Source organism: Streptomyces chrestomyceticus JCM 4735 (genome assembly GCF_003865135.1).
Classification (GTDB): Bacteria; Actinomycetota; Actinomycetes; order Streptomycetales; family Streptomycetaceae; genus Streptomyces; species Streptomyces chrestomyceticus.
The window spans coordinates 5,767,278-5,788,766 of sequence record NZ_BHZC01000001.1 but is presented as its reverse complement, the minus strand read 5'-3'; the positions used below and the strand labels follow the sequence as shown (position 1 = coordinate 5,788,766).

13 protein-coding genes, 2 rRNA genes and 1 pseudogene are annotated in these 21,489 nt (G+C 69.9%); 6 read left to right on the top strand and 10 right to left on the bottom strand.

The genetic code is table 11. The features are described 5' to 3' along the window. Positions 1-60: 60 nt before the first annotated feature. A complete protein-coding gene (locus tag EJG53_RS25130) occupies positions 61-1,257 on the top strand; it encodes a winged helix-turn-helix domain-containing protein (RefSeq protein WP_125046646.1) in 1,197 nt (398 codons plus the stop codon). Between the two features lie 59 nt (positions 1,258-1,316). Here the strand turns inward: EJG53_RS25130 and EJG53_RS25125 are convergent, their stop codons facing one another. From EJG53_RS25125 to mtnA, 8 genes and pseudogenes are all read right to left on the bottom strand, one after another. Then, positions 1,317-2,072, bottom strand: a complete 756-nt coding sequence (locus EJG53_RS25125; protein WP_125046645.1) for a response regulator — start codon at positions 2,070-2,072, stop codon at positions 1,317-1,319. A 236-nt stretch (positions 2,073-2,308) separates the two neighbouring features. Further along, the gene (gene hpf, locus EJG53_RS25120; RefSeq protein ID WP_125046644.1) at positions 2,309-3,001 is read right to left on the bottom strand and encodes a ribosome hibernation-promoting factor, HPF/YfiA family; all 693 of its coding nucleotides are present in this window, start codon (positions 2,999-3,001) and stop codon (positions 2,309-2,311) included. 320 nt (positions 3,002-3,321) lie between these two features. Continuing rightward, complete coding sequence (locus tag EJG53_RS25115) at positions 3,322-3,606, bottom strand: ComF family protein (RefSeq protein ID WP_371858724.1); 285 nt, start codon at positions 3,604-3,606, stop codon at positions 3,322-3,324. 1,362 nt (positions 3,607-4,968) lie between these two features. After that, positions 4,969-5,313 (bottom strand): annotated as a pseudogene (locus EJG53_RS44190) (hypothetical protein); the annotation flags it as partial. 259 nt (positions 5,314-5,572) lie between these two features. Next, positions 5,573-7,393: an LpqB family beta-propeller domain-containing protein gene (locus tag EJG53_RS25105; RefSeq protein WP_125046643.1), complete on the bottom strand. Its 1,821-nt coding sequence runs from the start codon at positions 7,391-7,393 to the stop codon at positions 5,573-5,575. A gap of 94 nt (positions 7,394-7,487) precedes the next feature. Then, on the bottom strand, positions 7,488-9,644 hold the full coding sequence (gene mtrB, locus EJG53_RS25100; protein WP_125046642.1) for an MtrAB system histidine kinase MtrB: 2,157 nt from the start codon (positions 9,642-9,644) through the stop codon (positions 7,488-7,490). A gap of 376 nt (positions 9,645-10,020) precedes the next feature. Continuing rightward, a complete protein-coding gene (gene mtrA, locus EJG53_RS25095) occupies positions 10,021-10,698 on the bottom strand; it encodes a two-component system response regulator MtrA (RefSeq protein ID WP_030017937.1) in 678 nt (225 codons plus the stop codon). Then, positions 10,695-11,867, bottom strand: a complete 1,173-nt coding sequence (mtnA, locus tag EJG53_RS25090; RefSeq protein WP_125046641.1) for an S-methyl-5-thioribose-1-phosphate isomerase — start codon at positions 11,865-11,867, stop codon at positions 10,695-10,697. Before mtnA ends, mtrA begins: the two co-directional genes overlap by 4 nt. Before the next feature lie 170 nt (positions 11,868-12,037). Here mtnA and EJG53_RS25085 point away from each other — a divergent pair, with 170 nt between their 5' ends. From EJG53_RS25085 to EJG53_RS25065, 5 genes are read left to right on the top strand one after another with little or no spacing between them, the layout of a single operon-like run. Then, positions 12,038-13,468 carry a DUF7544 domain-containing protein gene (locus tag EJG53_RS25085; RefSeq protein ID WP_125046640.1) on the top strand — a complete coding sequence of 477 codons (1,431 nt, stop codon included), beginning with the start codon at positions 12,038-12,040 and terminating at the stop codon, positions 13,466-13,468. Between the two features lie 43 nt (positions 13,469-13,511). Next, positions 13,512-14,168: a DUF4129 domain-containing protein gene (locus EJG53_RS25080; protein ID WP_125049580.1), complete on the top strand. Its 657-nt coding sequence runs from the start codon at positions 13,512-13,514 to the stop codon at positions 14,166-14,168. Continuing rightward, complete coding sequence (locus tag EJG53_RS25075; RefSeq protein ID WP_125046639.1) at positions 14,165-15,391, top strand: DUF4350 domain-containing protein; 1,227 nt, start codon at positions 14,165-14,167, stop codon at positions 15,389-15,391. Before EJG53_RS25080 ends, EJG53_RS25075 begins: the two co-directional genes overlap by 4 nt. Beyond that, a complete protein-coding gene (locus tag EJG53_RS25070) occupies positions 15,372-16,337 on the top strand; it encodes an AAA family ATPase (protein ID WP_125046638.1) in 966 nt (321 codons plus the stop codon). Before EJG53_RS25075 ends, EJG53_RS25070 begins: the two co-directional genes overlap by 20 nt. 9 nt (positions 16,338-16,346) lie before the next feature. Continuing rightward, a complete protein-coding gene (locus EJG53_RS25065; protein ID WP_125046637.1) occupies positions 16,347-17,657 on the top strand; it encodes a DUF58 domain-containing protein in 1,311 nt (436 codons plus the stop codon). A gap of 410 nt (positions 17,658-18,067) precedes the next feature. Here EJG53_RS25065 and rrf read toward each other — a convergent pair. Together rrf and EJG53_RS25055 are read right to left on the bottom strand one after the other, a co-directional pair. Further along, positions 18,068-18,184 (bottom strand): 5S ribosomal RNA (rrf, locus tag EJG53_RS25060). Positions 18,185-18,259: 75 nt separating this feature from the next. Then, a 23S ribosomal RNA gene (locus tag EJG53_RS25055) occupies positions 18,260-21,381 on the bottom strand. Positions 21,382-21,489 lie beyond the last annotated feature (108 nt).

The window sequence follows — 21,489 nt, the reverse complement described above, 5'->3', positions numbered from 1 at the left end:
GGTACGGCCCGCCGGACGCGGTCGGCGGCGTTGTCAGTGGTCACTCCTACGCTGTGCCTCATGACAGCCGCGAAGCCCGTGAAGCCGAAGCCCGTGACCACCCTGTCCGCCGACGACGCCCGGCGCATGGCACTGCGGGCCCAGGGTTTCCTCGGCGCGCCGGACCGCCGCGCGGGCGTACGGGGCGTCCTGCGGCGCCTGGGCGCGGTGCAGCTCGACACCATCTCGGTGCTGGCCCGCTCCCACGAGCTGATCCCGTACGCCCGGCTCGGCGCCGTCGGCCGCCCCGCCGTCGAGTCCGCCTACTGGTCGGGCGGGCACAGCTTCGAGTACTGGTCGCACGCCGCCTGCATCCTGCCCGTCGAGGAGTGGCCGCACTTCGCCTTCCGGCGCCGCGCGATGCGCGCGAAGGGGCACCGCTGGCACCGGATGGAGGACCGCGAGGGCTCCTGCGCCGCCGTACTGGACCGGCTGAAGGCCGACGGCCCGCTGACCACCTCCGACCTGGGCGGCGGCCGCAAGGGCGGCGAGTGGTGGGACTGGTCCGAGACGAAGATCGCGGTGGAGTGGCTGCTGGACACCGGCGAGGTGGTGTGCACGGAGCGCCGCGCCTGGAAGCGGGTGTACGACCTCGCCGAGCGCGCCATCCCGGACGACCTGCTGCACGACGACCTGGACGACGCGGAGTGCATGCGGCGCCTGGTCGCCCAGGCCGGCGCCGCGCTGGGCGTGGCCACCCGCGCCGACCTCGCCGACTACCACCGCCTCAAGAACGAGCAGGTGGACGCCGTCATCGAGGCGTCGGGGCTGGTCCCGGTCGAGGTGGCGGGCTGGGGCAGGCCCGCCTGGGCGGACCCCGCCGCCCTGGCCGAAACGCCGCGCGGCCGGCACCGTACGACCCTGCTCTCCCCCTTCGACTCCCTGATCTGGGACCGCCCGCGCACGGCACGGATCTTCGACTTCACCCACCGCCTGGAGGCATACGTCCCGCGCCCCAAGCGGATACACGGCTATTTCGCGATGCCGCTGCTGACCGGCGGCCGGCTCGCCGGGCGGGTGGACCCGGCCCGCGAGGGCAGCACACTCGTCGCCCGCCAGGTGTCCCTGCGCGACGCCAAGGCCGTACGGCCGATGGCCCAGGCGCTGACCGAGGCCGCGCGGTGGGTCGGCTGCGACTCCGTACGCATCGAACGCTGCGACGACGCCGCACTGCGGGCGGCGCTGGTCGCGGAGGTGGAGGTGGAAGCTGGGGCGTAGGGGCGGAAGCGGGGGCACAGGGGGTGGAGCGGGCCGTGGCACGCCCCTCCCTCAGCCCCTCAGCGGATCTCCAGGATCTTTTCCCGCATCGCGTACACGACCGCCTCCATCCGGGAGTGCAGTTGCAGCTTCTCCAGGATGTTCCGGACGTGGTTCTTGACGGTGTTCTCGGAGATGAACAGTTCCTTGGCGATGTCCCGGTTGTTCATACCGGTCGCGACCAGCTTGAGGACCTCCAGCTCACGGTCGGTGAGCCGGGGCGCCGGCACCAGGCGGCGCTCGTCGGTGCGCTGGATCATCGACTTGAACTCGGTCAGCAGCTTGGACGCCATGGACGGGCTGATCTGGGACTGGCCGTCCGCCACCGCGCGGATCGCCGTCGCCACCTCGTCCGTGGAGATCTCCTTGAGGAGGTAGCCGGTGGCCCCGGCCTTGATCGCGTCGTAGAGGTCGGCCTCCTCGTCGCTGATCGTCAGCATGATGATCTTCGCGCTGGGGGCCACCTCCTTGATGGAGGTGCACGCCTCGATGCCGCCGCGCCGGGGCATCCGTACGTCCATCAGCACAATGTCGGGCAGCAGGTCGGCGGCCTTGTCCACCGCCTCGGCGCCGTCCCCGGCCTCACCGACGACCTCGATGTCCTCCTCGTGGGCGAGCACGATCTCCAGGCCCCGGCGGAAGAGCGCGTGGTCGTCGACGACCAGGACCCTGATCGGCTCCGCGCGTGACATGCCCGCGTCCGTGCCGGAACCGTCACCGACGCCGACCCCGTCGTCGTCCGCTCCGCCGCGCACGGGCCCGAAGCTGTCCCCCATCGTTCCTCCCCGTCAACTACTCGGCCGGTGAAGGCCAGAGTTTGGACATAAGGCTGGTTGACTACAGCCCGTTGCGGCCGGCCCGAACAGCGCCATACACCCCTCTCCCCCGCATGTCGCCATCACGTGCTCACAAGCTCCCTGGCCGGCACAGACACTATACGGCCTCAACTCCTGCCCCCCGCAGGCGCAATGGTGCCCCCGGGCGTACGCCGGGGGCACCACTTCAGCGACTGTCAGCCGCCGAGCGCCCCACCGGCGCCACCGGGCTCCTCTCCCCCGAACGAGTCAGGGTTCAGATGGATGACGCCGTAGTCGTAGGCGTGCCGCCGGTAGACGACACTCGGCTGCTTGGTCTCGGCGTCGACGAAGAGGTAGAAGTCGTGTCCGACCAACTCCATCTCGTAGAGCGCCTGGTTGAGCGTCATCGGCGCCGCGGAGTGGGTCTTCTCGCGGACGACCAGCGGGCCTTCGCCCTGGACCTCCAGCGACCCGATCTTCGTCGTCGGCACCTGCTCCTGCGGCTCACCGTCCACGGTCAGGTGGCCGGTCTCGTCGAGCTTCGCCGCGTCCGGGACGCTGACCGCGACGTCGCTCGCCGGGATGCGCCCGTTGCCGCGGCGCGAGTGGCGCTTGTCGTGCTGCTTGCGCAGCCGCGCTTCCAGCTTGGCCGTGGCCAGGTCCAGCGCGGCGTAGGGGTCGGCGGCGGCCGCCTCGGCCCGTACCACCGGGCCTCGGGAGCGGAGGGTGATCTCCACTCGGTCGGAACGGTCGGCCTGCCGGGGGTTGGGCTCCTTGGACACCTCGACGTCCAGGCTGATCACCTTGCCGTCGAGCTTCTGGACCTTGTCCAGCTTCAGCTTCTCGGCCACGTGCTTGCGGAACCGCTCGGGCACCTCGGTCTTGCGGCCCTTGACGACGATGTCCACGCAGAACTCCGTTCCCGGATCACCCCGCTGCTACGCGCGGAGCGATTCCTTCTTGCACCAGGCTCCGGTGAGTGCCGAAGCCTCGGACTTGGCGACTTTCACCTCCTCCTCCCCCGTCGGCAGGGTCCCCACTCCCGTTCATTTCAGGGTCCCTGCAAAAGCCCATGAACGCACCTATCCCGGCATCCGAGGCAAAGCGTCAGCCAAGTCCTCACAACCGAACATAGCTCTCCCGGACGGGTGACGGCACCCCCTGGCCGGCACTAGCTCCGTTTGGGTGCTTTTTCGCCCTCGTTACCTGCAACGATGAATTTTGGCGGTCAGTTCCAGTTGATTTCGAAAGCACTCCGCGGCGCCGCCACCACACCTGCCCCCACCACCTTCCCCCCGGCCGCCCGCACGGCCCGCGCCGCCTCCGCCAGCGAAGCCCCGGTGGTCAACAGATCGTCCACCAGTACCACCGGGGCCACCGCCAGCAGCCGCACGGCTCCGGGGACGACTGTCAGGGCTCCGGAGACGTTGGCCACGCGCTGGCGGGCACTGAGGCCCGCCTGATCAGCAACCGTACGCCGCTGCCGCAGCACGCAGAGGACCCGAACGGGCACCCCTTCCCGCCGAAGGTCCCGAGCCGCCGCAAGCGCGATCCGCCGCACCGGATCATGCCCCCGCCCAGCCACCGCCCGCCGGGCTGAGGGGACGGGGATGAGGAGGAGGGGGGTGGTGGGGTGAGTAGGGCGAGCGCTTCGGGTGGGGTGGGTGGTGGCTGTGGGGGCGATGTGAGCTGAGGGGCCGGTGACGGTCGGGGCGCCGAGGGTGGCCGCCGGAGCGGCGGGGTGGGGCTGGCCTGGGGGGCCGGAGACGGCCCGGGGCAGCGCGGAGCCGCCGCCGTCATCCAGCGGCCGGAGGCAGCCACACGGCCCTTCAGCCGTCCCTGGCTCCCCAGGCCTGCCCGACCCAGTAAGATCCAACGCTCCACCGCCGGCGCGCGGGCACTCCACACCGGACCATACGGCCCCGGAGCAGCCCGCCCCGCCACCAGGACACGCCCTGGTACCGCACAGGTCACCCGCAGCCGCTCGCGGAAAATCTCCCCTGCTGTCCCTCCCCGCCGGGTGCCCCGCCCGACCCACCTGCCCACGGGGCTGACGCGGACAGCCCTGCACCGGCTCCGACCCGGCAGCGCCCGCTACGCCACCAGACACAAGCCGAAACCTCACCTGATCCCCTACCCACCCAGACCTCGTCTCACCACCAGCCCCTCGCACACCCCCAGCCCCACCCCTCACCGACTCCGCAGAGCAAAGCTCCCCACCGGCCAAACGCACACACCCAGCCGCCCCGGCCCCCGCCACCTCACCAGGACCAGACGCACCATCGAGCGGCCGTGCACCGCCAGGCTGCGCCTCCGGCCCTCCACCTACCTGCACGCTCGGTCCTCCGCCAGGCTGTGCCCCCGGCTCTCCACCAGACTGCGCCTCACCACCGGGCTGCGGCTCGCCACCGGGCCGAAGCTCACCACTGGGCTGATGCTCACCGCCGGGCCGAAGCTGACCACTGGGCTGACGCCCACCGCCGGCACCAGGCCCACAGCCAGCCCAGAGCCCCGTCCTCCAGCCGGACCGAGGCTCGCCACCGGACATGCCGGCACCACTGCCCTCAGACTCAGCTCCGGACGTATCAGCACCACTGCCCTCAAGCTCAGCACCAGACGCAGCAGCCCCACTAGCCCCAGGCTCTCCACCGGACAGGGCGGCACCCCTGACCCCAGGCTCTCCATCGGACAGGGCGGCACCCCTGCCCCCAGGCTCGCCCCCAGACGCAGCAGCACCCCTGCCCCCAGGCTCGCCACCGGGCCAAAGCCCACCACCTATCCCAGCGCTCACACCAGCCCCAGACCACCTACCGGCCCAAAGCTCCCCACCGCCCCCAGAACCACCACCAGCCCCAGCCTCCCCACCGTAAGAACTCAACGGCCCACCCCGCGCCCACAGCCCCCGCACGGCCCCCGCAAGCGCCTGCCCCAACGGAACGGCCAGCCGCAACGCACCCCGCTCCTTGTGCGCGAGCAGCACAGCCCGCACCTCATCGGCGTACGGCGCCGCGGCACAGGTGGGCGGAAGGCCGGGCGGAACAGGCCGCGGCCGCACCCTCCGGGGGCCCCGGGGGCCTCCCCCGCCCCCACCCCCACTCCCCCTCGCCCCCCGGATCAGCGCCTTGTGGCAGTCCTCGCACAGTTCCGTACGAGGAAGGCCGCATCCGGCGCAGTCCACCGGTAGTACCAGACCGGTGATTTCCCGCCATACGCCCCGCATGGATCTACTGTCCCGCGGGGTGGGGTGGGGCACCACCCCCTGTGGATAACCCGGGTGACGGGGTGAATCCACAGGGCTGTGCCGATCTCAGCCCCGGTCAGAACCTGCCGAACACGGCACGGTCACACCGACAACCACAACGGCCCTGCCCCGCATCCACGGCCACGACAAGACCTACACCCACCCACCGCACCCCACCACCCAAATCCCCAACAGCGACGGCAAGAACGCGGGCAACCCAAGCATCACCCGCCCCGCCCTACCCCGGATAAACCGGCGCCTTCCCCTCCTTCGCCACGGTCTTCCAGTTCGCGTCCTGCGGCAGCCGCACGATCCCCTCGGCCCCGTCCGCGACCAGCGGCCTCGTCTCGTCCTCCGAAGCCGTCACCGCCTTGACCCCGTTGACGCCGGGCAGCGTCTGCGCGCTCGACGCCGAGCCGTCCGTCTCCATGTACTGCATCTGCTGCACCCCGCCGGACTGCCGGCCGACCACCACGAGCCGGCTGCCGCCCGCCCACGACGCCGCCACCACGTCCTCCAACTGAGGCGCGATCGGCCGCAGTTCCTCCACCGACAGCACCGGGTGCTGCGCCGTGCCGCCGCGTTCGACCCGGCCGAGCTGCAGCGTCGTACGTCCCTTGTCCTCGACCAGCACCGCGATCCGGATGCCGTCGGACGCCACCTTGATCGACTTGATCCGCCGGTCACCGAGGCCGGGCACCGTGACCACGTCGGGCGTGCCCTTGCCCTCCCGCAGGCGCAGCAGCCGCGAGCCCTTGTCGCTGCGGTCCGCTATCCACAGGTCGCCCAGCCCGTCCCAACTGGGTGCCGAGAATCCGTTCTTGGCCGTGCTGTGCAGCAGCTCCGGGCCGCGTTCGGTGCCGTACTCCAGCGGCGCCACGTACAGCGACCGGCCGTCGGCCGAGACGCCCGCCGCGGTGTCCTCGCCGCGCGAGATCGCGATCGAGCTCAGCGGGGTCTTGCCGGACCCGAACGGTCCTGGCACCGGCCGCGGCTCCGTGGTCGTGTCCGGCATGCTGACGACCTTCTGGTCAGCGTCGATGAAGTACTCCTGGGCGGGCCGCCCGACGTGCTTGCGTGGCGCGAACTCGCTGTTGGCGCGGTCCTGCGACAGGACACACAGCCGGTTGCCGGTCTCGTCCTGCAGCTCCACCTCGCTGATCTTCGAAGCCCGGGTGATGTCCTGGACGGTGAAGAACAACTGGGCCGCCATCCGCCGGCACTGCCCGGGCCCGGCGGCGGCCGCCCGCTTGCTCAGCTTCACCCGCAGCGCGTTGGAGTCGTCGAGGGACAGGCCGCTGCTCCTGAGCACCGTGCCCGTCGGGAACGCGGAGGCGGTGACCTGGTTCAGCCAGTTCGTGGGCCCCTCCAGCAGCGCCGTCACGCTCGCGGTGACCGGGTCTATCCGCTGCCGCAGGTAGACGGGGTCGGCGACCAGTACGTTGTGGCCCGCCTTGGCCGACTGCGCCTCCGACTTGTAGTCGGCGAAGTAGTACTTGTTGACGGAACGGTAGATCCGCTGGAAGTCGGACTGCCCGAGCACCAGACCGTTGGGCAGCCGGTCGATGCGCCACTGACCGTCCTCCTTGGTCAGGTGGATGGTCTGCTGATACGCCCGCTCCTCCGGCGTGTAGGCGTGGTTGCTGTCGACGGTGGCCACCTGGCTGCCGGACAACGTGATCGTGTAGCCGTTCGGGTCCTCACGGTTGGCCTGCCCCACGGGCTCGGCCTTGGGCCGCTGCTGGAGCACCTTCGTCGCGGAGAACGGCTGCCACGTCTTCCTCGTCGAACTGGCCAGGTACTGCACGGCCGTACTGAAGTCCACCTCGTCGCTCGTCGTCGCGTCGAGGAAGCCACTGACGATCTCCGTGGGCTGCGCCCCGTCCTGCGGGGGTACGCCGTAGACCCGTACCTGCGCGTCGGCCTCCGCCCGCGGCGACTGGTCGACCGCCTGCATGTCCCCGCTGTCCGGCATCGTCGCGCATCCGGCGAGCAACAACGCGCCGCATCCGAGGACAGCGCCCGTACGGACAAACCTGCCGGACGTCTTCGGACGCACCCGCGCGCCACCATCGGCGCGCACCTCAGCGCCCCTGGCACCACCCCGGGCACCAACACCAGCCCGCACCTCGGCCCGCGCCCTCGCGCCCGGTTCAGTGCCCACGAACCTCGTCCTCCCGCTCAGCGCCCTCTCTGCCCCCGCCCTTCCGGTCCGGGCCGCCCCCGTTCCCATTGCCCGACGAACCGAACGGACCCGATGCACCCGATGCACCCGTCGCGTCGTCGTGCCCGCGCTCCGCCCCACCCCGTACGCCGTTCCGACGCACACCGTCTGCCGCCGCCCGGGCGCCGTCCTCACGAGCGCCCGTATGGACATCCGTACGGACATCCGCCCCCGCAGCCTCCCCCGGCTCCGACGACCGCTGCACAGGCGTACGCGCCGAGGTACGGGCCGACGTGGGGGCCGAGTCCCGGGCCGAAGTACGTGCCTCACCGTACGGCTCAAGAGGCCACGGTTCCGCCAGCCGCTGCTGCGCCGGAATGGCGGCCGTCTTCCGCACCGTCGCCGCACCGCGCGGCAGCCCCGCACCGGCCGCCTCCCGGTTGCGCCGGGAGTCCTCCGGTTCGAGCGGTATCGGCGAACCGCGCAGCGCCTCCCCCGCCGTCCGCGGCAGCGTCAGCCGGAACTGCGATCCGCCGCCCGGCTCGCCCCACGCCTGCAGCCAGCCGCCGTGCAGCCGCGCGTCCTCGACGGCGATCGACAGACCCAGGCCCGTACCGCCGGTCGTACGGGCCCGTGCCGGGTCCGCGCGCCAGAAGCGGTTGAACACCCGGGCCGCCTCGCCCGGCTTCAGGCCCACGCCGTAGTCGCGTACCGCGACGGCGACCGCGCCGCCGTTCCTGCCGCCGGCCGCGGCCAGCCGCACCACGACGTCCCGGCCCTCGCCGTGCTCCACCGCGTTGACGACGAGGTTGCGCAGCACCCGCTCAACCCGTCGGGCGTCCGCCTCCGCGATCACCGGCTGCTCGGCGCCGCGCACCAGGATCCGGCTGCCCTTGCGCTCCGCCAGCGGCTCGGCGCCCTCGATGACCCGGTGCACCACGTCCCGCAGGTCGATCGGCTCGGCCTCCAGGGCGGCCGCGCCCGCGTCGAAACGGCTGATCTCCAGCAGCTCGGCGAGCAGCGACTCGAAGCGGTCGAGCTGTCCGCGCAGCAGTTCGGCGGAGCGCGCCGTCACCGGGTCGAAGTCCTCGCGCGCGTCGTGGATGACGTCGGCGGCCATCCGTACGGTGGTCAGCGGGGTGCGCAGCTCGTGCGACACGTCCGAGACGAACCTCCGCTGCATCCGGGACAGCTCCTCCAACTGCTGGATCTTCACCTGGAGGTTCTGCGCCATCTTGTTGAAGGACTCGCCGAGGCGGGCGATGTCGTCCTCGCCGGTGACCTTCATCCGTTCCTGGAGGAGCCCGGCGGCCAGCCGTTCGGAGATGCCCGCCGCCATCCGGACGGGCGTGACGACCTGCCGCACCACGAGCCAGGCGATCGCGCCGAGCAGCACGACCACGAACACCCCGGCCGTGGCCAGGGTACCCTTCACCAGGCTCAGCGACTTCTCCTCCTGGCTGAACGGGAAGAGGTAGTAGAGCTGGTACGGGTTGCTGTTGACGTCGTTGAGCCGCTTGCCGATGATGATCGCCGGCTCGCCCTCCTCCGACCCGACGCGCTTGATCTGCGTGGACTGGCGGAAGGTACCGGTCTTGGTGTCCAGCATCTGGCGCATCTCGGCGGGCACGCTGCGCTCGGGGTCGACGTCCCCGGAGGCGCGCGGGCCGCGGGTGTCCGGGCTGCTGTCCCCGAACGGCTCCTCGACGGCCGAGCCGGAGCTGAGCGCCACCACGGAGAAGACGCCCTGACCGCCACTGGCGAGCTGTTCGACCAGGCTGGTCAGCCAGGTCGCGGAGTCCTGCGCACCACGGCTGCCGGACCGTACGGGGTCGTCGCCGCGGCTGTCGGTGGTGCCGTCGGCCAGCTTCTGCGCCACGGCGAACCCGCCGGCCGCCTGGCTCTGCGCCGCCTGCCGCTTGGCCTCCAGCAACCCGTTGCGCACCTGCCCGATGACCACGACGCCGAGCAGCAGCACCACGCCCAGCGACATCAGCAGGGTCGTGGCGACCACGCGGAGCTGGATGTTCCGGCGCCACAGGCGCAGCGCGGGCAGCAGCGGGCGGCGTATCCAGCGGCCGAAGAGCCTCAGCATCGGGTGGACCGGACCGGCCGTCGCCCCGTCGGGCAGCAGACGCGCCGGCATACCCCGGAGCCGCTCCCCCGGCCGCTCGGCGCGCCCCGGACGGGCAGCGGACCGCGCCGTCTCGCCATCGGACCGCGCCGTCTCGTCATCGGACCGCCCATCGGCACGCACACCGCGGCCAGAACTGCGGTCATCACGACCGTCAGCTTTACGGCCGTCAGCGTTACGGCCAGCAGTGTCACGACCGTCAGCCTCGCGGTCGTGAACGTCACGACCGTCGGCGCGTACGGCATCCCCACCCGCCGACCGCCTGGTCAGGCGACCGGACAACCGGCCGGGCAGCCACCCGAGCAAACGTCCCGAAAGGGGCATATCACCCGCCGGGCGGACGGTCCGCCCCCGCTCGTCCTCCGGGGCCGAACCGTCCCGCGGCATGTCAGCTAGGTCCGGCCTTATAGCCGACACCGCGCACGGTCACCACGATCTCCGGGCGCTCCGGGTCCTTCTCGACCTTGGAGCGCAGCCGCTGCACGTGCACATTGACCAGCCGGGTGTCGGCGGCGTGCCGGTAGCCCCAGACCTGCTCCAGCAGCACCTCACGCGTGAACACCTGCCACGGCTTACGGGCCAGCGCCACCAGCAGATCGAACTCCAGCGGCGTCAGCGCTATCGACTGGCCGCTGCGCTTGACCGAATGCCCGGCCACGTCGATGACCAGGTCACCGATGGCCAACTGCTCGGGCGCCGGCTCCTCCGAGCGGCGCAGCCGGGCCCGGATACGGGCCACCAGCTCCTTGGGCTTGAACGGCTTGACGATGTAGTCGTCCGCCCCCGACTCCAGGCCGACCACCACGTCGACCGTGTCACTCTTCGCGGTCAGCATGACGATCGGCACACCGGACTCGGCACGGATGAGCCGGCACACCTCTATGCCGTCCCTCCCGGGCAGCATGAGGTCGAGCAGCACGAGGTCCGGCTTGGTCTCCCGGAAGGCGGCGAGCGCCTTGTCCCCGTCCGAGACGAACGACGGTTCAAAGCCTTCGCCGCGCAGCACGATGCCGAGCATCTCTGCCAGTGCGGTGTCGTCGTCGACGACCAGGACGCGTCCCTTCATTCGGCCATCATCCCATTACCTGATCGTGACTTACCCCATCGTGATGGGGAACACAGCTCCGCCAGGCCGTCCGGAGTGACGGGTGAGACCACTCCGTTCTCAGTGACGATGGCCGTCACCAGCTCGGCCGGCGTCACGTCGAAGGCGGGGTTGTAGGCCAGCGCGCCCAGCGGCGCGATCGGTACCCCGGTGCCGGCCTCCGTCCCGGCGCCGGGCGCGAACGGCACCGCGATTTCCGTCACCTCGTGCCCGGGCCGCTGCTCCACCTCGATGAGCGCTCCCTCCGCCGTGTCCAGGTCCACCGTGCTGGTCGGCGCCACCACCACGAACGGCACGTGGTGGTACCGGGCCAGTACGGCCAGCGGGTAGCTGCCCACCTTGTTGGCGACCGAGCCGTCCGCCGTGATCCGGTCGGCGCCGATCAGTACGGCATCCACCTCGCCCGCCGCGAAGAGCGACCCGGCCGCCCCGTCCGCGAGCACCGTGTACGGCATGCCCGTCCGCGCCGCCTCGTATGCGGTCAGCCGCGCGCCCTGCAGCAGCGGCCGCGTCTCGTCCACCCACAGCCGCCGCAGCTCCCCGGCCCGGTGCGCGGTCAGCGCCACGGCCAGGGCGGTGCCCTCGCCTCCGGAGACCAGCGCGCCGGTGTTGCAGTGGGTGAGTATGCGGTGCCCGCCGCCCGGCACCAGTTCGCCCAGCAGCGCCAGCCCGTGCGCGGCCATCCGGGAGCTGGCTTCGGCGTCCTCCGCGTGGACGGCCCGTGCTTCGTCCAGGGCCGCGGCGGCGGCCCGCTCGCGGTCCGCCCCGCTCTCGACCGCGTCGCGGTAGGCGCCGGCCGCCCTCCGGACGCCGTATTCGAGGTTGACCGCCGTCGGGCGCGCGTGCGCCAGAGTGTCGGCGGCGTCGGCCACGTCGAATCCCCGCGAGGCGGCCAGGGCGACTCCGTACGCCCCGGCGATGCCCAGCAGCGGAGCGCCGCGCACAGCCAGCGTTCGAATCGCCTGCACCAGAGCCGGCACGTCCGTGCACACCAGCTCGACTTCTTCGGACGGCAGCCGGGTCTGATCGAGGAGAACCAGTACGGGCCCCTCGGGAAGCTCCTCCCAACGCAGTGACGGAACCACGGGAGCGTCGGCGCCCGCCTCGGACTTCTCGTAGCGATCGGCCATTCGCCCAGTCTGCCGTCGACACCGGTCGGAGCAGAAGGGCTCCCCCGTGCAAGGACGCTCCCCCGGACAAGGGCCCGGGGACGCCGGGCCCGTCGCCATGACACGATGACAGGCACTGCGGACGCCGCACACCGGCCGTTCGAACGGGCGGGAAGCATGAAGGAGCGACGATGAACAACTCTCCGGGCTGGGCCTCGCCCGGATCCTCCCCTTCCGACGAGCCGGACCGCGCCGCGCAGGACCAGCCCGGCGCCGCGGAACCCACCGGCTCGAACGCTCCGGCCGGTGCGCCGGGCCCCACCGAACCTCCGGGCCCGTCCGACGCCACACCGGCCGGCGGTTCCTCGGTCCCTCCGCAGTGGTCCAAGGAGCAGCCTCCCGCCGGACAGTGGTCCGCGCCCACCGGCGGCTCCGGCCGCGGCGGGCCGAGCAGGCCCTCCGGCCCGCAGGGCGGCCACGGTGGTTGGGGCGGGCAGCAGCCCGGCCAGGGAGGTCAGCCCGGGTGGGGAGGCCAGCCTGGCTGGAGCGCCCCCTGGGCACCGCCTCCCGCGGCCAAGCCGGGTGTGATCCCGCTCCGCCCGCTCGGCGTCGGCGAGATCCTCGACGGCGCGGTCTCCACCATGCGCGCCCACTGGCGCACCGTCCTCGGGATCTCGCTGGTCGTGGCGGTCGTCACGCAGACCGCGATCACGCTCGTCACCGGGTTCCTGTTCCGCAGCGCCGGAGACCTGTCCGCGCTGGAGAACAATCCCGACGCCACCCTCGACGAAGCGCTGGACGCCGTCGGCTCCACCCTCGCGGGCAGTGCCGTCACCTCGGTGATCGAGCTGCTGAGCACGATCGTCGTCACCGCGATGCTCACCATCGTCGTCAGCCGGGCCGTGCTGGGACGCTCGGTGACGGCCGGTGAGGCGTGGCGCGACTCCCGGGGCCGGCTGCCGCGGCTGCTCGGGCTGCTGCTTCTGCTGCCCCTCATCGTCTCGGCCGTCATCTTCGTGGGAATGCTGCCCGGCATCATCGTCGCGGCCGTGGGTCCGCCCACGGCCGGTCTGATGCTCGTGGTGCTCGGCGGCATAGGCGCGATCGTCGTGAGCATCTGGCTGTGGGTCCGCTTCAGCCTCGCCGCCCCGGCGCTGATGCTGGAGAAGCAGGGCGTCATCGCCTCCATGCGGCGCTCCGCCAAGCTGGTGCGCGGCGCGTGGTGGCGGATCCTGGGCATCCAGCTCCTCACCCACCTGCTGATCGCTCTCGTGCAGATGATCGTCCAGGTGCCGGCCACCGTCGTCGCCGTCCTCCTCGGCGGCGAGAGCTTCACGGCCTGGACCGAGGGCAACGGCGACACCGGCTGGACCTTCCTGATCGTGCTGGCCGTCGGCACCGTGATCACCTCCGCGGTCACGTACCCCATCAGCGCGGGCGTCACCTCGCTCCTCTACATGGACCAGCGGATCCGCCGCGAGGCCCTCGACCTGGAACTCGCCCGCGCCGCCGGCCTGCCCGGTTACGGCGCGGACGCGCCCGGCCCGCAGGCACCCGGCCAGTACGGCCCCGGTCCGGACGGCACCGGCCAGGGCACGGCCGGCAGCACCCCGGGAAGCTGATGCGGTGACGGGGGTGGGGAGGACTGCCGTGCTCGCGCAGCTGATGCCGGGCTCCGGGGACGACGGACCGGTGCGGATCCCGCGGGTGCCCGCCCGAGAGGCGGCCGAACGCGAACTCGCCGATCCGCAGTACCACCAGAACGACCCGAACCTGCTCCAGCGCGCTCTGGACTGGCTCTGGGACCGCATCGGTGACCTCTTCGAAGCCGCCGCCGGGGCCACGCCGGGCGGCTGGACCGGCCTCCTCGCCATCGTCCTCGTGATCCTGCTGCTCGCCGTCGCCCTCCGGCTCCGGCTAGGCGCCCTGCGCCGCACCCCCGCCTCCGGAGGCGGCGCGCTCTTCGGTGATCGCCCCCGTACGGCCGCGGAACACCGTGCCGCCGCGGAACGGCACGCGGCCGACAGCCGCTGGACCGAAGCCGTCCAGGAACGGATGCGGGCCATCGTCCTCGCCCTGGAGGAACGCACCCTGCTCAGCCCGGGCCCCGGCCGTACCGCCGACGAGGCCGCGTCGGAGGCGGGCCGGGCCCTGCCCGCCCACGCCGAGCGCCTGCGCGCCGCCGCCCGTACCTTCGACGACGTCACGTACGGCGGCCGCCCGGGCACCGCACAGGAGTACGCCGCCCTGAGCACCCTGGACACCGACCTGCGGCACAGCAAACCGCAGTTGTCCGCCGCTCCCCAGGGGAGCGCCGTATGAGCGCCACCACGGCCGGAACCACTTCGCTCGCACCGACCACACGCCGTCTGTGGACCCGCTCGCGCGGGCTCCTCGCCGGCCTCCTCGTCCTCCTCCTGGGCGGCGTCGGCCTCGCGCTGCTGCGGTCCGGGGACCAGCACGGACGCCTCGACCCCCGGTCGGTGGACCGCTACGGCAGCGGCGCGGTCGCCGCGCTCCTCGCCGACCACGGCGTCGACACCCGCGTCGTGACTACCACGGAGGAGGCCGCCGCCGCAGCCGGTCCGGACACCACGGTCCTGGTCACCGACCCGAACCTGCTGACCCGCCGCCAACTGGGCACCCTCCACCAGGCCGCCGGCCGCACAGCGGGACGCACCGTCCTGCTCACGCCGGGCCCGGCCGTCCTGGACGTCTTCGCACCGGGGACCCAGGCCAGGACGCCCACCGACGTGAAGCCGCTGTCCCCGGACTGCGCCCTGCCCGCCGCCCAGGCCGCGGGATACGCCGAACTCGGCGGTCTGCGCTACTCGACAGCCACCCGCACCGCCGACCGCTGCTACCCCAGCGACGGCGCCGCCACCCTGCTGCGCCTGCCTTCCACGGCCGGCGGTGACACCGTCCTCCTCGGCGCCCCGGACATCTTCTACAACCGCAACCTCGCCGAACGGGGCAACGCCTCGCTCGCCCTGCAACTGCTCGGTCCGCACAAGCATCTGGTCTGGTACCTCCCCTCCGTCAGCGACCCATCGTCCGCGCAGGACGGCCGGCGCGGCTTCCTCGACCTCATCCCCTCCGGCTGGCGCTGGGCGCTGCTCCAACTCCTCGTCGCCGCCGCCCTCGCGGGCTTCTGGCGGGCCCGCCGGCTCGGCCCCCTCGTCCCCGAACGGCTGCCGGTCACCGTCCCCGCCGCCGAGACGACCGAGGGCCACGCCCGCCTCTACCAGCGGGCAGGCGCCCGCGACCGCGCCGCCGACGTCCTACGGGCCGCCACCCGCGCCCGGCTCGCACCGCTCACCGGCGTGTCTCCCACACACGCCCACACCCCCGACATCCTTCTCCCGGCGGTCTCCGCGCGCCTGCCCTCGGACGCGGAGCCCGGCGCCACCCTGCACTCCCTGTTGTTCGGGCCCGCGCCCGCCGACGACAAGGCCCTGGTCATCCTGGCCGACCAGCTCGACCACCTGGAACGTTCGATCCTGTCCCCAGAGAGGCACGACCCCCGTGAGCACCCCGACAGCTGACAGCGCCCGAGCCTCCCTGGAGGCCGTCCGCACCGAGATCGCCAAGGCCGTCGTCGGCCAGGACCCGGCCGTCACCGGCCTGGTCGTCGCGCTGCTCTGCCGCGGGCACGTCCTGCTCGAAGGCGTCCCCGGTGTCGCCAAGACCCTGCTCGTCCGCGCGCTCTCGGCGACCCTGGAACTCGACACCAAACGCGTTCAGTTCACCCCCGACCTGATGCCGAGCGACGTCACCGGCTCGCTCGTCTACGACACCCGCAGCTCACAGTTCTCCTTCCAGCCCGGCCCGGTCTTCACCAACCTGCTGCTCGCCGACGAGATCAACCGCACCCCGCCCAAGACCCAGGCATCCCTGCTGGAGGCCATGGAGGAGCGTCAGGTCACCGTCGACGGAACGCCCCGCCCGCTCCCCGAGCCCTTCCTGGTCGCCGCCACGCAGAACCCCGTCGAGTACGAAGGCACCTATCCGCTGCCCGAGGCCCAACTCGACCGGTTCCTGCTGAAGCTGACGGTCCCGCTGCCCGCCCGCCAGGACGAGGTCGACATCCTCACCCGGCATGCCCAGGGCTTCAGCCCTCGCGACCTCGACGCGGCCGGCCTGCGTCCCGTCGCAGGCCCCGCCGATCTCGAAGCGGCCCGGGCCGCCGTGGCCAAGGTCGCCGTGTCCCCCGAGGTCACCGGCTACATCGTCGATATCTGCCGTACCACGCGCGAATCCCCCTCGCTCTCCCTGGGCGTCTCACCCCGAGGCGCCACCGCCCTGCTCTCCACCTCCCGGGCCTGGGCCTGGCTCACCGGCCGCGACTACGCCACCCCTGACGACGTGAAAGCCCTGGCCCTGCCCACACTCCGGCACCGCGTCCAACTCCGCCCGGAAGCCGAGATGGAAGGAGTCACCGCCGACTCCGTCATCAACTCCGTCCTCGCCCACCTCCCCGTCCCCCGCTGAGACCGAGCCGTGGCCCTGACCGGACGCACCGCCCTCATCTCCGCCCTCGGAGCTCTCTTCGTCGGCCTCCTCCTGCCGAGCTGGACCGGCATCCTCACCGTCCAACTCGCCCTGCTGCTAGCAATTTTGTGCGACCTGGCCCTAGCCGCGCCAGTGCGAAAGCTCCAGTTCACCCGAACCGGTGAAACATCCGTTCGACTTGGCCAGGAAGCCCGTACGCACCTGGCCGTCACCAACCCGGACCGGCGCCCGCTCCGCGCGCAGCTCCGCGACGCCTGGCCGCCCAGCTCGTTCGTCCCCGGCACCGAAGCCCCGGCCTCCCGCCATCGCGTACGCATCCCCGCGGCCGAGCGCCGCCGCATCACGACCACGCTCCACCCCACCCGTCGCGGCGACCACCACGCCGTCCGCGTCACGGTCCGCTCCTACGGCCCCCTCGGCCTCGCGGCCCGTCAGGGCAGCCACCACGTCCCGTGGACCGTGCGCGTCCTGCCACCCTTCACCAGCCGCAGACACCTGCCGGGAAAACTGGCCCGGCTCCGCGAACTCGACGGTCGCACCAGCATCCTCACCCGCGGCGAAGGCACCGAGTTCGACAGCCTCCGCGACTACACCCCCGGCGACGACACCCGCTCCATCGACTGGCGCGCCACCGCCCGCCGCCAGACCGTCGCCGTACGCACCTGGCGCCCGGAGCGCGACCGGCACATCCTCCTGGCCCTGGAGACCGGCCGCACCTCGGCCGGCCGCGTCGGCGACACGCCGCGCCTGGACGCCTCCATGGACGCCGCGCTCCTGCTGGCCGCGCTGGCGTCCCGCGCCGGCGACCGCGTCGACCTCCTCGCCTACGACCGCCGGGTACGGGCCTCCGTGCAGGGTCGCGCGGCAGGAGACCTCCTGCCCGCCCTGACCAACGCCCTCGCGCCCCTCGAACCCGAACTTGTCGAAGCGGACGCCCACGGCCTGGCCGCCGCCCTCCACCGCAGTACGCCGCGCCGCTCCCTGATCGTCCTCTTCACCGGCCTGGACACGGCCCCGGTCGAGGAAGGGCTGCTGCCCGTCCTCCCTGGCCTCACCCAACGCAACGAGATCATCGTCGCCGCGGTGGCGGATCCCCGTATCGAGGAAATGGCCGCCGCCCGCCACACCCCGCAGGCCGTGTACGCCGCAGCCGCCGCCGAGCAGACGCGCGCGGCCCGTCACCGCAGCGCGGACCGCCTGCGCCGCCTCGGCATCACGGTCATCGACTCCACCCCGGCTCGCCTCGCCCCCGACCTCGCGGACGCGTACCTGTCCCTAAAGGCTTCCGGCCGGCTGTAGGGGCCGCGCCGGCTGTAGGCGGCGAAGCTTCAGCTCTTCCGCCGATCCGTGCCTCACTGTCGGTCCCTGTGCCAAGGCTGTACGGGCCATTGCTGTATCGACTCATAGGCGCACGGCCACGGACCGGGCGCGCAGTGCCGTAGGCACGGCGCGGCTCGCCCGGGAGGCGGCGGGCCGCGGATCGCAGGCTGCTCGCGGTACGGAGTCTGCACCGGCTCCGGTAAGCGTCCGCACATACGAAAGGCCCTGCCGGTGAGCCGGCAGGGCCTTGGTCGTGATTGTGGACGTGGCGTGGCCGTGGGTATGGGCATGGTCGGGTACGGCGCGGAGCACCCATCCCTCGACGATCCCGGGATACAACGCAGAAAGCCCCGCACCATACGGTGCGGGGCTTCCCACTATCAAAAGGAGTTCGGCGGCGTCCTACTCTCCCACAGGGTCCCCCCTGCAGTACCATCGGCGCTGAAAGGCTTAGCTTCCGGGTTCGAAATGTAACCGGGCGTTTCCCTAACGCTATGACCACCGAAACACTATGAAGATAACAACCCTGCCGGCAAGGCGAGTTCGTTACTTCAGAACTAACACAGTGGACGCGAGCAACTGAGGACAAGCCCTCGGCCTATTAGTACCAGTCAACTCCACCCGTTACCAGGCTTCCATATCTGGCCTATCAACCCAGTCGTCTACTGGGAGCCTTACCCTCTCAAGGAGGAGGGAGCCCTCATCTCGAAGCAGGCTTCCCGCTTAGATGCTTTCAGCGGTTATCCTTTCCGAACGTAGCCAACCAGCCATGCCCTTGGCAGGACAACTGGCACACCAGAGGTTCGTCCGTCCCGGTCCTCTCGTACTAGGGACAGCCCTTCTCAAGACTCCTACGCGCACAGCGGATAGGGACCGAACTGTCTCACGACGTTCTAAACCCAGCTCGCGTACCGCTTTAATGGGCGAACAGCCCAACCCTTGGGACCGACTCCAGCCCCAGGATGCGACGAGCCGACATCGAGGTGCCAAACCATCCCGTCGATATGGACTCTTGGGGAAGATCAGCCTGTTATCCCCGGGGTACCTTTTATCCGTTGAGCGACGGCGCTTCCACAAGCCACCGCCGGATCACTAGTCCCTACTTTCGTACCTGCTCGACCCGTCAGTCTCACAGTCAAGCTCCCTTGTGCACTTACACTCAACACCTGATTGCCAACCAGGCTGAGGGAACCTTTGGGCGCCTCCGTTACTCTTTAGGAGGCAACCGCCCCAGTTAAACTACCCACCAGACACTGTCCCTGATCCGGATCACGGACCCAGGTTAGACATCCAGCACGACCAGAGTGGTATTTCAACAACGACTCCCCCGCCACTGGCGTGACGAGTTCACAGTCTCCCACCTATCCTACACAAGCCGAACCGAACACCAATATCAAGCTATAGTAAAGGTCCCGGGGTCTTTCCGTCCTGCTGCGCGAAACGAGCATCTTTACTCGTAGTGCAATTTCACCGGGCCTATGGTTGAGACAGTCGAGAAGTCGTTACGCCATTCGTGCAGGTCGGAACTTACCCGACAAGGAATTTCGCTACCTTAGGATGGTTATAGTTACCACCGCCGTTTACTGGCGCTTAAGTTCTCAGCTTCGCCCCACCGAAATGGAGCTAACCGGTCCCCTTAACGTTCCAGCACCGGGCAGGCGTCAGTCCGTATACATCGCCTTACGGCTTCGCACGGACCTGTGTTTTTAGTAAACAGTCGCTTCTCGCTGGTCTCTGCGGCCACCACCAGCTCAGAGTGCAAGACTCATCACCAGCAATGGCCCCCCTTCTCCCGAAGTTACGGGGGCATTTTGCCGAGTTCCTTAACCATAGTTCACCCGAACGCCTCGGTATTCTCTACCTGACCACCTGAGTCGGTTTAGGGTACGGGCCGCCATGAAACTCGCTAGAGGCTTTTCTCGACAGCATAGGATCATCCACTTCACCACAATCGGCTCGGCATCAGGTCTCACCCTTACATGTGCGACGGATTTGCCTACCGCACGGGCTACACCCTTACCCCGGGACAACCACCGCCCGGGCTGGACTACCTTCCTGCGTCACCCCATCACTCACCTACTACCACCTTGGATCAGCGGCTCCACCACTCCCCTTTGTCCGAAGACTCCAGGGCGGCTTCACGGCCTTAGCATCAATGGATTCGATGTTTGGCGCTTCAAAGCGGGTACCGGAATATCAACCGGTTGTCCATCGACTACGCCTGTCGGCCTCGCCTTAGGTCCCGACTTACCCTGGGCAGATCAGCTTGACCCAGGAACCCTTAGTCAATCGGCGCACACGTTTCCCACGTGTGTATCGCTACTCATGCCTGCATTCTCACTCGTGAACCGTCCACAACTACCTTCCGGTGCTGCTTCACCCGGCACACGACGCTCCCCTACCCATCACAGTCCCCGTTAGGAGTATGTACTGCAATGACACGACTTCGGCGGTGTGCTTGAGCCCCGCTACATTGTCGGCGCGGAATCACTTGACCAGTGAGCTATTACGCACTCTTTCAAGGATGGCTGCTTCTAAGCCAACCTCCTGGTTGTCTCTGCGACTCCACATCCTTTCCCACTTAGCACACGCTTAGGGGCCTTAGTCGATGCTCTGGGCTGTTTCCCTCTCGACCATGGAGCTTATCCCCCACAGTCTCACTGCCGCGCTCTCACTTACCGGCATTCGGAGTTTGGCTAAGGTCAGTAACCCGGTAGGGCCCATCGCCTATCCAGTGCTCTACCTCCGGCAAGAAACACACGACGCTGCACCTAAATGCATTTCGGGGAGAACCAGCTATCACGGAGTTTGATTGGCCTTTCACCCCTAACCACAGGTCATCCCCCAGGTTTTCAACCCTGGTGGGTTCGGTCCTCCACGAAGTCTTACCTCCGCTTCAACCTGCCCATGGCTAGATCACTCCGCTTCGGGTCTTGGGCACGCTACTCAACGCCCTCTTCGGACTCGCTTTCGCTACGGCTTCCCCACACGGGTTAACCTCGCAACATACCGCAAACTCGCAGGCTCATTCTTCAAAAGGCACGCAGTCACGACTATGCAGCAAGCTGCATAGCGACGCTCCCACGGCTTGTAGGCACACGGTTTCAGGTACTATTTCACTCCGCTCCCGCGGTACTTTTCACCATTCCCTCACGGTACTATCCGCTATCGGTCACCAGGGAATATTTAGGCTTAGCGGGTGGTCCCGCCAGATTCACACGGGATTTCACGGGCCCCGTGCTACTTGGGTGTCTCTTAAACGAGCCGCTGATGTTTCAGCTACGGGGGTCTTACCCTCTACGCCGGACCTTTCGCATGTCCTTCGCCTACATCAACGGTTTCTGACTCGTCCCACAGCCGGCAGACTGCAGAAAAGAGATCCCACAACCCCGCACTGGCAACCCCTGCCGGGTATCACACCAATACGGTTTGGCCTCATCCAGTTTCGCTCGCCACTACTCCCGGAATCACGGTTGTTTTCTCTTCCTGCGGGTACTGAGATGTTTCACTTCCCCGCGTTCCCTCCACATACCCTATGTGTTCAGGTATGGGTGACAGCCCATGACGACTGCCGGGTTTCCCCATTCGGACACCCCCGGATCAAAGCTCGGTTGACAGCTCCCCGGGGCCTATCGTGGCCTCCCACGTCCTTCATCGGTTCCTGGTGCCAAGGCATCCACCGTGCGCCCTTAAAAACTTGGCCACAGATGCTCGCGTCCACTGTGCAGTTCTCAAGCAACGACCAGCCACCCACCACCCCGCCACACTCGGCGAGTTCACTGGGGCCGGCGTTTGAAGGTACAGACTCTCA

Excerpts from the sequence above, each read along its gene's own strand:
- EJG53_RS25130 (WP_125046646.1), top strand. The coding sequence starts at position 61 with ATGACAGCCGCGAAGCCCGTGAAGCCGAAGCCCGTGACCACCCTGTCC.
- EJG53_RS25125 (WP_125046645.1), bottom strand. The coding sequence starts at position 2,072 with ATGGGGGACAGCTTCGGGCCCGTGCGCGGCGGAGCGGACGACGACGGG.
- mtrB (WP_125046642.1), bottom strand. The coding sequence starts at position 9,644 with ATGCCGGCGCGTCTGCTGCCCGACGGGGCGACGGCCGGTCCGGTCCAC.
- mtrA (WP_030017937.1), bottom strand. The coding sequence starts at position 10,698 with ATGAAGGGACGCGTCCTGGTCGTCGACGACGACACCGCACTGGCAGAG.
- mtnA (WP_125046641.1), bottom strand. The coding sequence starts at position 11,867 with ATGGCCGATCGCTACGAGAAGTCCGAGGCGGGCGCCGACGCTCCCGTG.
- EJG53_RS25085 (WP_125046640.1), top strand. The coding sequence starts at position 12,038 with ATGAACAACTCTCCGGGCTGGGCCTCGCCCGGATCCTCCCCTTCCGAC.
- EJG53_RS25080 (WP_125049580.1), top strand. The coding sequence starts at position 13,512 with ATGCCGGGCTCCGGGGACGACGGACCGGTGCGGATCCCGCGGGTGCCC.
- EJG53_RS25075 (WP_125046639.1), top strand. The coding sequence starts at position 14,165 with ATGAGCGCCACCACGGCCGGAACCACTTCGCTCGCACCGACCACACGC.